We start from the raw sequence: 13,073 nt of genomic DNA, 5'->3' as shown, positions 1-13,073 counted from the left end.
AAGGTGCCCAAAAGCGAGATCTTAGGGGCACCTTATTATGTTCAACTCTTACACTATCTTGCTTATTCTTGTTACATGATCACTTATTTATTGAAAATCAAGTAAGAAGTATTTCTTTTTACCGCGTCTAACGATCGTATATTGATTATCGATGCGATCATCATCCTGAATTTGATAATTCACGTTTTGTTGACGTTCACCATTGATATATATCGCACCATTTTGGATGTCCTCACGTGCTTGCCGTTTAGATGATGAAATATTCGCCTCAACTAGCAGATCCACTAGCAGCATCGTCTCCTTCGTCAACTGCACCGTCGGAACGTCTTTAAAGCCTTGTTTAATCTCGTCGCCATTTAATTGTTTAATTTCCCCACTAAACAGTGCTTGGGATATCCGTTGTGCTTGAACTAATGCCTCTTCACTATGGACTAATTTGGTCAGCTCTTCTGCTAATCGAATATGTGGAATCCGTTTTTCTGGTGCTTCTTCTAACTGTACTGCCAATTGATTAATTTCTTCAATTGATAAAAACGTAAAGTATTTTAAGAATTTTATTACATCACGATCATCTGTATTGATCCAGAATTGATAGAATTGATAAGGTGTTGTTTTTTCTGGATCTAACCAGACCGCTCCACCAGCTGTTTTACCAAATTTCGTTCCATCTGCTTTGGTAATAAGTGGGACTGTGAGACCAAACACTTTAACCTCATCTTCGCTTGTTCGACGGATCAACTCCATACCAGCTGTAATATTCCCCCACTGATCACTGCCTCCAATTTGTAATGAGCAATTTTCTTTTTGAAATAGATTCATGAAATCATATGACTGTAAGATCATATAAGTGAACTCGGTAAAGCTTATCCCATTTTCTAAACGAGATTGAACGGAATCTTTAGCTAACATATAGTTCACCCCGAAGTGTTTACCTGTATCACGCAAAAATTCAATAAGGGTTAATGACCCGAGCCACTCTGCATTGTTTCGTGCAACAGCTCCATTTGCTTCTTTTTCAAAGTCTAGAATTTTAGCCAATTGTTGCTTAATCCTATCACTAAAATATTCAACCGTTTTGGTATCATTTAATTGGCGCTCACTTGAACGTCCACTTGGATCACCAATCATTCCTGTTCCCCCACCAATTAATGCAATCGGTCGATGCCCTGCTTGTTGAAATCTTTTTAACATAAGCGCTGGAACTAAATGGCCAATATGCAAACTATCTGCTGTCGGGTCAAAGCCACAATATAGCGTAACGATATCGTCTTGTAAATGCTTTTTCAAACCCTCTTCATCAGTCATTTGCTGAATAAGTCCTCGCATGTCTAAATCTTGAATAATATCCATGTTTATCATCTCCTTTAATATCAAAAAATTCTTTCATACAACCTTGTGACAGGGCTTGGCGATGTCGTCTATTAAAAAAATCGACTGGACTCATTTTTCAGCGAACATGTCAACTTTTTCTATCCTAGCCCTTTTAAATTTTGCGTTTGAAGTTTCCCGCTTTTTTTTATTGCAATTAACACTTTCTAACAAACAAAAAAAGAGCAAAAAACATCCCAAAAGGGACGAGTTCTACTCTCGCGGTACCACCCTCGTTGCAAACTATCATTGCCACTTTGAATTGATATCGGTGCATTATGTTGCACCGCCTAAATCATAAGTTGTACATTAGGAAGCTCAAGAACGTAATTCACGCTAATATTATGCTCTGACTCACACCACCCGTCAGCTCTCTTAAACCAGGGAATATTAACATTACTTCAATCTTTCATCACTCAATTATTTTCTGTTGTGTTACATTAATATCATAATTTCATGACAATCGCAAGCTTTTTTAAAAAAATTTGTCTCAGATACTTATCAATTGCTGAAATATGCTATAATATGAGATGGAATTTTAGGAGGTATTGATATGACTTTTCAAGAACGACTAAACAACATCTGGAAAAAAACGAAATCTTTTATAGATAAAGGCATTATTCAAAAATTTGCCCGAATTAGCTATGATGTGGTTTGGAATATAATATTATTTTTTATCGTAATCGGTATCATCGCTTTCTTCTTTGTTGGAGGTATTGGAGCAGGATATTTTGCTTCATTAGTCAAAGATGAACCGCTTCGCTCACAAGAATCGATGGTTAGTGCTATCCACAATTACGAAGAAACGTCAGAAATATATTTTGCTGATGAAGTCTATATGGGAGAAGTGAGCTCTGATATTCATCGGGAAGAAGTGAGCTTAGCTAATGTTTCTGATTATATTATTAATGGTATTATCGCTACTGAAGATGAGTACTTTGAAACGCATGATGGTATCGTTCCTAAAGCGATTATGCGTGCCATGTTTCAAGAGGTTTCAGGTTCAGCCACGCAAACGGGAGGTAGTACGTTAACCCAACAAATTATTAAAAATCAGTTGTTAACAAATGAAGTTTCATTTGACCGAAAAGCGAAAGAAATCATATTAGCATTACGACTTGAAAATTTCATGGAAAAGGATGAGATTCTTGAGGCTTATCTTAACATTGTCCCATTCGGGCGAAATGCTAATGGTCGAAACATTGCAGGTGTCCAAACGGCAACACAAGGGATTTTTGGTGTTGACGCTGATGACGTTAACTTAGCGCAAGCTGCTTTTGTAGCTGGACTACCTCAAAGTCCCATCGTTTATAGTCCTTTTAACAATAATGGTACATTAAAGGATGAAGATGGACTTGAAGCCGGACTTAATCGCATGCAGACCGTCTTATTAAGAATGGAGCAAGCTGGCTATATAACTGAAGAGGAACGTGAAGAAGCAATGGCGTTTGATGTTGTTGACAGTTTTTCTGATCGTTCCCCATCTGCTTTTGAAGAATATCCGTATTTAACAGAAGAAGTTCGCAGACGAACAGAAGAGATCTTTATTGAGTACCTAGCTGAAGAAGATGGCTATACTATGGAAGATTTAGATGCTAATGACGAATTAAGCGAACAATATCAAATTTATGCTTCAAGAGAGTTATCTCAAGGTGGTTATAAAATTCATACCACCATCAATAAAGAAATGTTTGACACTTTTCAAGACGTTGCTGAAAATTTTAATAACTTTGGCCAAGATAAGACCGCACGAAATGAGCAGTCTGGTGCTGTTATTATGACACAAGATCCAGAAACAGGTGAAGATGTTCCACTCGTGACGCCAGAGCAAGCCGGTAGTATACTAATTGATAATAGCACAGGTGCGATTATTGCTTTTGTCGGTGGTCGTGATTTTGAACAAGATAATCAAAACTATGCCACTCGGGTAAGGCGTTCAGTTGGTAGTACAGCAAAACCTTTACTCGTTTATGCACCTGCCATGGAGCTAGGTGTTATCCAACCAGGATCAATCATTGCCGATGTCAACTTAGATTATGGTAATGGAAAAGGTTGGCCTAATAACTTTACAGTAGGGCGTTATTATGGATTGGTGACCGCTCGAACAGCCCTCGCTAATTCTTACAACGTATCTGCTGCATCTGTCTTTCAGGACTTACAACAAGAAACTGAAGCATTTACTGAGTTCGGTGAAAAGATGGGCCTTTCTCATGACAAGAGCGCGATACACCCTTCTTTTGCAATTGGTACTTATGGTTCAACCATTGATGAAAATACAAATGCTTATGCAACGTTTGGTAATGATGGAAAATATCTTGAAAGTTATATGATTGAAACGATTGAATCTGTTGATGGAGAAATTATCTTTGAACATGAAAGTGAATCTGTTGATGTTTTCAGTGTCCAAACAAATTACTTGATGGTCGATATGATGCGTGATGTATTAACACAAGGAACGGGTAGAACAGCTCGAAGTCAGTTAAGAAATGCTAGTGTGGACTGGGCTGGTAAAACAGGGACATCTAATAATGCTGCTGATAACTGGTTTGTCGCAACTAATCCTAATGTCACTTTAGGGACATGGATTGGATATAACTATAATCAACCACTTGATGATGGGTACAGTGGAAGAACGCAATCGTTATGGGCTGCATTAGTAAATGCCGCCACTGAGGTTGATCCTGATTTAATGGCACCATCATCAAGGTTTTCTCAGCCTGATAATATTGTTTCACGTTCATTTAGTCTTGTTTCAGGTCATGCCCCTTCTGAGATAAGCCAATCGCTCGGATTAGTTGGCAGTGACATTTTCAATGCAGCTTATACACCGTCAAGTGAGGACGACAGCTTAATTGATGGAAGCTATGTGATCATGGATGGTGAAGCTGTTATTGCTGGAAGTAATACACCTGAAGAGTTCACACAAGATGATGGGGTCATGTTTAATCCAGAATGGTTGAGTGAGATGGGGTATGATCAGCTCGATGATATTAGTCAGTTAATTCCAGATAATAATTCTGCATGGGATGCTGTTGAAATTCCAGAATTAGTTGACATTGAAGATAACGGAAATAATCCAAATGCTCCTACTTCTCTCTCCAAGTCAGGTAATAACTTGACTTGGAGTGCACCATCTAGCCAGTATGTTGTTGGTTATCGTATTTATCGTGCAGATGATCCAGAGGATGATTTCTCTCTTTATGATTCGACGATTGATACAGATATAAATGTCGGCAGTAACTCAGCGGTTTACCATGTCGTAGCAGTCAATTACTTTGGTCGTGAATCTGAACCTTCATCACCTTATGTTGATGGTGAGGTTGATCAAGACGATGATGAGGATGATGATACCGACGATGACAATAATGAAGACCGTAATAGAAACAGAAACCGTGGTAATAGAAATAATGATCATCCCTCATATCGTGATGAAGATGAAGAAACTGAAGAAGATGAAGATAGTCAAGATGTTGATGATAGTGAAGATAGCGATGAAGACAATGAGAGCGATGGTTCTGATGATGACGGAGAACAAGGCGATGGTTAATAAAGCGAACCTTCAATCAGTGGGCGAAGGGCTACAAGACGTAGGTCATGTAGACGTGGGCCTACAGGATGTAGGTCATGCAGACGTTGCCACAGGACGTGGCGATCTTAGTCTGTAATCCTTCTTAAAGATGTGGCGGTTTTAGTCTACGATCTTACCCACCCACCAATTGTTAGCTGAGTGAATCAGTACACTAGCGGTGTTTTACGGACCGTTATCCATGATTAATTAGACAAGCTAACTTGCTTTAAATTAATACTACCGAATAGCGCTGGGGCAAATCCCTAGCGTTATTTTTTATTCACCCAAAAACAGCACATTGTTTTAGACTTTAAAACAATGTGCTGTTTACTATAGGTTTAATTCAATGATTGTGACAATTCTAAGATGACAATTTCAACCCTTCGATTACGTTGCCAATTATCTGGTGAATCATTTGGCGCTACTGGACGGGTATCACCAAACCCAACTGCAATGAAGCGGTCCTCATTAAAATCATTAGCATCAACAATATGACGGATCACACTACTTGCTCTCGCACCAGATAACTCCCAATTTGACGGAAATGCCGGTGTAGAAATAGGACGATTATCTGTATGCCCTTCTACCCGAACACTATTCGGTATATTAGAGAGTAATAGTGCCACCTTATCTAAAAATGGCTCACCTTCTGATTTTATGACAGCTTCACCGGTATCAAATAGAATACGTTCTTGTAAAATAAGAACAACACCTTGATCCGTACGATTAGCTGAAATAACTTCTTGCAATTGATTTTCTTCTAAAAAATCCTCAATTTCTTCTAGCAATTCTTCCAACGACTCTTGATCAGACTCTAATTCATCTTCATCTAAGCCGTCTTCTTCAAATAAATTTTGTTTAAAATTATCAAATTCTTCTTGTTGTTGATTCAAATCAGCACTATCTGACGGATTGTCCATTTCCACGGTTGAAGGAAAACCATCAAAAATCATTCGATTACGGAAAGATTCTGCCACAGCTTCAAACCGAGCCGCATCAATTTGCGACATTGAAAAAAGCAAAATAAAAAATACTAATATAAGTGTCATCATATCTGAGAAGGTGGTCATCCATTTTGGGCTACCCTTAGGTGGCTTTTTATTAGGACGCTTCATTTGCTATACCCTCCACTGCATCTTCGTTTTCAACAGAACGGCGCTTACGCATATCATCAGATAGAAAAGCACTTAGTTTCTCTTTAAGAATTCGTGGATTTTGACCGGATTGCACACCGATTACACCTTCAACAATAATCTGTTTCGTAAATACTTCTTCATCTGTCTTGGTTTCTAATTTACCAGCCATTGGCATAAATACTAAGTTGGCCAAAACCGAGCCATAAAATGTTGTTAATAAAGCTACAGCCATTTGAGGACCTAATGTTGTAGGATCATTAAGATCATTTAGCATTAGAACAAGCCCAATTAATGTACCAATCATTCCCCATGCCGGTGCGTAATCACCAGCTCTCTCAATAATCATACGCCCTTTGGAATGTCGATCTTCCATTGCTGTTATTTCTGCGCTCATAATGTCTTGAATAACTTCAGGCTCGATACCATCAATGGCTAATAAAACACCTTTTTTAATGAATGGATCATCTACATCTTCTAATTCGCCTTCTAGCGCTAGCAGACCTTCACGTCTAGCACGTTCTGAAAGTCTTTCAAACAAGCTAATCAGATCTTCTAAATTATGATCATTCTTGTTAAATGACTCCTTGACTACACGTCCCATAATCTTGACTTGATCAAGATTAAAGTTAATAAGTAGCGCTGCTGTTAATCCCCCGATTACAATAACCATCGAAGAGATTTGAATAAAAGCTAAAAAGCCATCAAAATTTCCACTACTTGATATGATTCCAAAAGAAATCATAATAATACCTAATGTAATGCCGATTGGTGTTAAAATATCTGTTTTTTTCATATGCTCTCTCCTTAACTAACATAAAATCTTTGGATGAAAGTAATCATGCCAAGGATTTGCAAGTTCGATATTTCGTATATCGGCAATAATTTTATTTTGTTGAGCTTCTTTCAATAATTTGGTGTGGTAAAATGACATTCGAATTTGTCACTTCTTCTTTGTTCATATACTTTGTTAGTAAACGCATAGCAACCGCACCGATATCATACATTGGCTGTACAATGGTGGAAAGCGTTGGTCGAACCATTGTTGCTAATCTTGTATTATCAAAGCCAAACACTTCAATATCATCAGGCACACTTAAGCCTTTATCTTGAATGGCATGAATCACACCTAACGCCATTTCATCTGAAGCTACGAAAATAGCAGAAGGTCGCTTATCTAAGCCTAGCAACTGATCAGCTGCTTCTACACCTGATCCATAAGTAAAATCACCACGGACAATATAGGACTGGTTCAAGCTTTGATCACTTTCCTCTAATGCACGTAAGTAACCACGATACTTTAATTCGTTAGCTGCTGTTTCTTCTACACCTGTTACAAATGCAGGATGCGCATGTCCGTTATCAATTAAAAGTTTAGTCGCCTCATAACCAGCAACCTCGTAGTCAATATTAACCGATGGAATCGTTTGAGTAGGATCTACTGTAGCTGCTAAAGCAACCGGTACTGGCGACGTTTTGAATTGTTGAATATGTTCATCTGTAATACGCCCCCCCATAAACACAATTCCATCTACTTGTTTTTCAAGCATCGTATTAATTAATTTCACTTCTTTATCAATGTTCTGATCCGAGTTACTCAATATAATATTATATTTATACATATTAGCAATATCATCGATACCGCGTGCCAATTCTGAAAAGAAAATACTTGAGATATCAGGAATAATCACACCAACTGTTGTTGTCTTTTTGCTGGCCAATCCCCGCGCTACCGCGTTAGGGCGATAACCTAACCTTTCAATGGTTTGTAATACTTTCTTTCGTGTCGCAGGCTTTACATTCGGATTTCCATTCACCACTCTTGAAACAGTAGCCATTGATACATTTGCTTCACGTGCAACGTCATATATCGTTACATTCATCATTTCAACCTCCAATAGTAAATAAAATAATCGTTTTTCCTTTTATGTACAGTATAGCATAGTAAACTATTTCCCATACTATATCGACATTTTATGATTTAAAATACATACAATAGTATAACAAATTTCGCAAAACAAGTCTGTGATTTCTAGCTTATTTTGAAATGAAAAAATCAAAAGGCCCTAAAAATTACATTTATAGGCAATTTTTAGGGCTATTCTACTTATTTCTGAACAACGACTTGATTCATAAATTGATCAAATTGTTCAAAATCCATTTGTTGTTGCGCATCTGATAAAGCAACGGCCGGATCTGGATGTACCTCAGCCATAATACCATCCGCCCCAATTGCTAGAGCCGCCTTTGCAGCAGGAATTAATAAATCTCTCCGCCCTGTTGAATGCGTTACATCTACCATAACAGGTAAGTGTGTCTCTTGTTTCAAAATGGGAACGGCAGTAATATCTAGTGTGTTCCGTGTCGATGTTTCATATGTGCGAATACCACGTTCACAAAGAATGATTTGACCATTTCCTCTAGAATTAATGTACTCTGCTGCATTAATGAAATCTGATACCGTTGCAGACATCCCACGTTTCAGTACAATTGGCTTATTGACTTCTCCAGCCGCTTTTAACAACTCGAAATTTTGCATGTTTCTTGCACCGATTTGAATAACATCTAAATATTCTGCTGCTTTTTCTATATCTGCGGGGTTTACAATTTCACTTACAACAGCTAAACCATATTCTTCAGCCACTTGCTTGAGAATTTGCAATCCATCAAAACCAAGTCCTTGAAAATCATATGGAGAAGTTCTAGGCTTAAAGGCGCCACCACGAATAATTTTCAATCCTTTATCTTTTATTTGTTCAGCGACTTGAGCAACTTGCTCGTAGCTTTCTACCGCACAAGGTCCAAAAATAAAGTGTGGGTCCCCATCTCCAAAAGCGGCTCCATTAATATTAATGATCGTATCTTCGGCTTTACGCTTTCTTGAGACTAACAATTCCTTGCTGTGGTCCTTCTCTTGTAATTCTAAACCCGCTTTGAAAATTTCTTTGAACAAATGAATAATGGTAGCATCTTGGAACGGTCCATTGTTATATTTTTTAATCAACTCTAGCATGTCGCGTTCTCGTACTGGATCATATTTTTTATCTGCTCCATGATTTTCCTTGGCATGTGCCGTTTCTTTTACCAATTCAGCACGCTTGTTAATCAAGTTTAGTATTTCTAAGTTAACTTGATCAAGTTGTTCTCTTAATTGATCCAACTGTTGATTACTCAATCTGATTACCCCCTGTTAATGTTAGCTTATCCAAAAATACAACTTTTTTCTTTACTTTTAAAAACAACTCAACGACAATTAACCTAAACCATTAATTGTAGTATAATAAAAAGATATAATGAATAATTAGGGATTATTATAGCTAATTATTTCTCACTTGTCACTACAATGTTAAAATATTTAGTATTTTCTTTTAATTTAAGCGATTTGAGATCTAATGTTATGTTTTTTTATAGCTTTTCCTTTAATAAATTAAAATGGTTTATAGAATTGAAATTTTTTTGTTACACTTTAGTTTATATAGCACGCGAATAGAAAGGATACAAAGAATGGATAATACAATTTTTGCACTAGACATTGGTACAAGGTCAGTTATAGGTTTGCTGTTAGAAGTCAATGATCAGTCATATAAATTAGTAGATTATGTGATTGCCGAACATAAAGAGAGATCTATGCTCGATGGACAGATCCATGATGTTGTGCTCGTTTCTCAAGTCATCAACGATGTCAAAAAAGAATTAGAAGAAAGACATAACTTAACCTTAGATAAGGTTTGTGTCGCCGCTGCAGGACGCGCTTTAAAAACGAAGAGAACAACGATTACTAAAGAGATTGGTCAGCATCCTCTTATTAATAAAGAAGATGTACGCTTTCTCGAATTAAGTGCTGTTCAGCAGGCACAACATCATCTGGCGCATGAAGAAAAAGATACAAATAGCCAAACCCACTATTATTGTGTTGGATACTCTGTTCTGCAATATAAACTTGATCATGACGTTATTGGATCCCTTATTGATCAACAAGGGCAACGTGCTGAAGTAGAGATTATTGCTACCTTTTTACCTAAAGTGGTTGTGGAGTCTTTGCTCGCTGCCCTTCAACGTGCTAACTTAGAAATGGAAGCTTTAACACTAGAACCAATCGCCGCGATAAATGTGCTTATTCCTGAGTCCATGCGTCGTTTAAATGTTGCTTTAGTTGACATTGGTGCCGGGACGAGTGATATTGCACTTACTGATGAAGGGACCATTACAGCATATGGCATGGTCGCAAAAGCTGGTGATGAAATTACTGAAGCAATAAGTGATCATTACCTCCTTGATTTCAATGAAGCAGAACGCGTTAAACGCCACATTACTGAATTCGGAGAAGCTATCATCACTGATATTCTCGGATTTGAACAAACCGTCTCATTAGAAGATGTAACAAAAGCGATTGCGCCTGCAATAGAGCAATTAGCTCAACAAATTGCAGAGGAAATGATTACACTAAACAATAGATCTCCTAAAGCAGTTATGTTAGTAGGTGGCGGTAGTCTTACCCCAAGTTTAACACATGTATTAGCCAAAAAATTAAGTCTGCCCATTAACCGTGTAGCAACCCGAGGTACAGAAGCTATACCTCATTTAGAAGCTCTCGTAGACATACCAGAGGGGCCTGCTTTTATCACACCAATTGGGATCGCAATTGCCGCCAAGCAAAATCCCGTTCATTATATCAGTGTGACTGTTAATGATCGTGCAGTTCGTTTATTTGATATGAAGCAATTAACTGTTGGTGATTGTTTACTTGCTGCCGGCGTTTACATCGAAAAAATGTATGGAAAGCCTGGTATGGCTTATATGGTAACCTTTAACAAACAGAACATTACGCTACCCGGCAGTCACGGTCAACCTCCCCGTGTGCTATTAAATAATGAGCTAATAAACGTGGACCACCCTATAAAACATGGCGATCAGTTATATGTTGAAAAAGGAGAGGACGGGGTCGAGCCACACGTCACTATTGAAGAGATGGTCGATACATATCATTGTTTTTCTATTACTTTCAATAGTGAGGAGTATATCATTAAACCCACATTGAAAGTGAATGGCTATGAGTCAAGTCCAGATTATATACTCAAAGATCATGACGATGTCACTATAGAAGAAACAAAAACGTTAGCAGCGTGGCTACAAAGCGTGGGAAAACAGTCGCTACTTGCTGAACTATCAAGTGACCATGTATATTTAGATAATCAAAAAATTGAGCTATCAAGTTTTTCTGCTCAGTTAAATATTAATAACAAAAAGGCTGTGCTAAACCAAGTCTTAAAAGCTAACGATGCAATTACATTCATACCGGCTAAAAAAGCTGCTGTTTCTGATCTGCTGAATCTTTTAGATATTAAAACAACCAAAAAACTAAATGTTATCTTTAACGATCAAAAGGTTGAATTAGAAAAAAATATTGTTTCTGTTTATCTCGGAGAACAACAACTTAGTTTATCAGACTTAGTTGTACCTGAATCGAAATTAACACTTAAACAAGCTGATGATCAGGCTTTTATTTTTCAAGACCTATTTAGATTTGTATCAATTGATATAACTGAAATAAAAGGTAATGTTTCTATTCTAAAAAATAGTCAACCTGCGACTTTCCTTGACCCTCTATCTGAAAATGATGTTATTGAAATCAAATATTAAATTTTAAAACTACAACCCAAACAAAACAATGCCGAGTGTCTTTTACAACACTCGGCATTTGTTTTATTCATCTTTGATATCTTCAGCTGCATCTTCAACTGCTTCAGCTACATCTGTGGCAGCTTTCTTTTCAGTTTTCTTTATATCTTTAGCTGCTTTTTCAACTGTCTTCTTTACGTCCTTTGCCGCATCTTCTGTTACTTCTGCTTTTTCTTTTGCTGTTTCTTTAAGTTCATCTGCCTTTTCGAACACATCCGCTTTCGTTTCTTCTACTTCATCATAAGCACGGTTAATTTTTTCCTGTAACGATCGCTTTGTTTCCTGAAATTTATCTTGAAATTCTTGAGATTTTTCCGTTACTGCTTTTTGAAGATGAGCCTTTTGCTCTTTAGCGTAATCTTTAAATTCATCTGTTTTCTCATAAGCAACATCTTTCCATTCACTGGCCTTATCTTTTAACTCGTGTGCGCCTTTATTAATATCTTGTCTTAATTCTTTCCCCGCCTTCGGAGCAAACAACAGGGCTAATGAAGCACCAATTGCTGTGCCGACTAATGATCCAATTAAAAAGTCTTTAGCGTTAATATTTTCGCTTGAATGATCTTTTTGTTTTGACATAATTTAATTCCTCCCTAAAATATTCTATAATGATTACTCATTATTGTTCTTTCTTCTTTTAAACAACTCCATAACCACTGTTCCCCATTTAACAGCTTGTGCCGTCTCTTCTTTATTTTCTACTGCTACTTTTGAAATAGAATCAGACACTTGTTTAATCGATTGATTAAAACCAGAAACGGTATCACCTAAACCACTAATGCTATCAACAACAACATTTAGCCGCTTTGACTTCTCATTGATGTCTTCTGCTAGTGCATTTGTACGATTTAATAATAGTGTAGTTTCTGTCGTTATACCTTCCATTTGTGTTTCTAATCCTTCTAATGTATTAGCCACATTGGCCATGGTCCGCTCTGTTTCTTTTAGAACCTTAATAATGTAAACAACCAAAGCAGCAAAGGCAATAGCAAATATTATTGCTGCGAAATACAGAAGGTTTACCATACTGTGGTCACACTCCTTTTCTATGTAGTAAACCAATAAAGCCAGCTTAGTGGTATTTACCCTTTACAGGTACATTTAAACATACTCTTTTTATAAACTTAGCAAATTTGCAATATTTATTCATGACAAACTTGTACTCAGCAAGTGAATGAAGCAGAAAAACTTTTCACTTATAATAAAAAAGCTCGCATTCCTCATTATTTAGTGAATCTGCTAGCTTTTCTTATCCTTCACACTTTAACGTATAAAAATAGCCGCTTCAATAGAATTCGCTATTGAACGACTATTCTCCTGCTTAT

At 37.2% G+C, this 13,073-nt stretch carries 9 protein-coding genes and 1 other annotated feature; of the genes, 2 read left to right on the top strand and 7 right to left on the bottom strand.

Annotated elements, in window-relative coordinates; genetic code table 11:
• Positions 1–87 precede the first annotated feature (87 nt).
• The gene (tyrS, locus tag JOE23_RS16130; protein WP_204440078.1) at positions 88–1,350 is read right to left on the bottom strand and encodes a tyrosine--tRNA ligase; all 1,263 of its coding nucleotides are present in this window, start codon (positions 1,348–1,350) and stop codon (positions 88–90) included.
• Between the two features lie 217 nt (positions 1,351–1,567).
• Positions 1,568–1,790, bottom strand: a binding site (T-box leader).
• A gap of 131 nt (positions 1,791–1,921) precedes the next feature.
• On the opposite strand from tyrS, the gene JOE23_RS16125 reads away from it, so the two are divergent.
• Entirely contained in the window at positions 1,922–4,915 is a 2,994-nt protein-coding gene (locus JOE23_RS16125; RefSeq protein ID WP_204440076.1) for a transglycosylase domain-containing protein, read from the top strand.
• A gap of 359 nt (positions 4,916–5,274) precedes the next feature.
• Here the strand turns inward: JOE23_RS16125 and motS are convergent, their stop codons facing one another.
• The 4 genes from motS to JOE23_RS16105 all read right to left on the bottom strand — a co-directional run bounded on the left by motS (position 5,275) and on the right by JOE23_RS16105 (position 9,244).
• On the bottom strand, positions 5,275–6,051 hold the full coding sequence (motS, locus tag JOE23_RS16120) for a flagellar motor protein MotS (RefSeq protein WP_204440073.1): 777 nt from the start codon (positions 6,049–6,051) through the stop codon (positions 5,275–5,277).
• Positions 6,038–6,865 (bottom strand): flagellar motor protein MotP, encoded by an 828-nt coding sequence (gene motP, locus JOE23_RS16115; protein WP_204440071.1) that lies wholly within the window; start codon positions 6,863–6,865, stop codon positions 6,038–6,040. Before motP ends, motS begins: the two co-directional genes overlap by 14 nt.
• Positions 6,866–6,956: 91 nt before the next feature.
• Positions 6,957–7,952 carry a catabolite control protein A gene (ccpA, locus tag JOE23_RS16110; RefSeq protein WP_204440069.1) on the bottom strand — a complete coding sequence of 332 codons (996 nt, stop codon included), beginning with the start codon at positions 7,950–7,952 and terminating at the stop codon, positions 6,957–6,959.
• 224 nt (positions 7,953–8,176) lie between these two features.
• Positions 8,177–9,244, bottom strand: coding sequence for a bifunctional 3-deoxy-7-phosphoheptulonate synthase/chorismate mutase (locus JOE23_RS16105; protein WP_204440067.1), 1,068 nt, complete (start codon positions 9,242–9,244; stop codon positions 8,177–8,179).
• 329 nt (positions 9,245–9,573) lie between these two features.
• Here JOE23_RS16105 and JOE23_RS16100 point away from each other — a divergent pair, with 329 nt between their 5' ends.
• Positions 9,574–11,709, top strand: coding sequence for a cell division protein FtsA (locus JOE23_RS16100; protein ID WP_204440065.1), 2,136 nt, complete (start codon positions 9,574–9,576; stop codon positions 11,707–11,709).
• A gap of 63 nt (positions 11,710–11,772) precedes the next feature.
• Here the strand turns inward: JOE23_RS16100 and JOE23_RS16095 are convergent, their stop codons facing one another.
• The gene (locus tag JOE23_RS16095) at positions 11,773–12,327 is read right to left on the bottom strand and encodes a YtxH domain-containing protein (RefSeq protein ID WP_239585475.1); all 555 of its coding nucleotides are present in this window, start codon (positions 12,325–12,327) and stop codon (positions 11,773–11,775) included.
• A 33-nt stretch (positions 12,328–12,360) separates the two neighbouring features.
• Positions 12,361–12,774 (bottom strand): DUF948 domain-containing protein, encoded by a 414-nt coding sequence (locus tag JOE23_RS16090; protein ID WP_204440062.1) that lies wholly within the window; start codon positions 12,772–12,774, stop codon positions 12,361–12,363.
• Positions 12,775–13,073: the final 299 nt, after the last annotated feature.

The organism is Amphibacillus cookii, from assembly GCF_016908375.1.
Lineage (GTDB): Bacteria > Bacillota > Bacilli > Bacillales > Amphibacillaceae > Amphibacillus_C > Amphibacillus_C cookii.
The sequence above is the reverse complement of the archived record's forward strand: the minus strand, read 5'-3'. Positions and strand labels throughout refer to the sequence as shown.

Bases quoted from the DNA above. Each gene is read 5' to 3' on its own strand.
- motS (WP_204440073.1), bottom strand. From the start codon at position 6,051: ATGAAGCGTCCTAATAAAAAGCCACCTAAGGGTAGCCCAAAATGGATG.
- JOE23_RS16125 (WP_204440076.1), top strand. From the start codon at position 1,922: ATGACTTTTCAAGAACGACTAAACAACATCTGGAAAAAAACGAAATCT.
- motP (WP_204440071.1), bottom strand. From the start codon at position 6,865: ATGAAAAAAACAGATATTTTAACACCAATCGGCATTACATTAGGTATT.
- tyrS (WP_204440078.1), bottom strand. From the start codon at position 1,350: ATGGATATTATTCAAGATTTAGACATGCGAGGACTTATTCAGCAAATG.
- JOE23_RS16090 (WP_204440062.1), bottom strand. From the start codon at position 12,774: ATGGTAAACCTTCTGTATTTCGCAGCAATAATATTTGCTATTGCCTTT.
- JOE23_RS16100 (WP_204440065.1), top strand. From the start codon at position 9,574: ATGGATAATACAATTTTTGCACTAGACATTGGTACAAGGTCAGTTATA.
- ccpA (WP_204440069.1), bottom strand. From the start codon at position 7,952: ATGAATGTAACGATATATGACGTTGCACGTGAAGCAAATGTATCAATG.
- JOE23_RS16095 (WP_239585475.1), bottom strand. From the start codon at position 12,327: ATGTCAAAACAAAAAGATCATTCAAGCGAAAATATTAACGCTAAAGAC.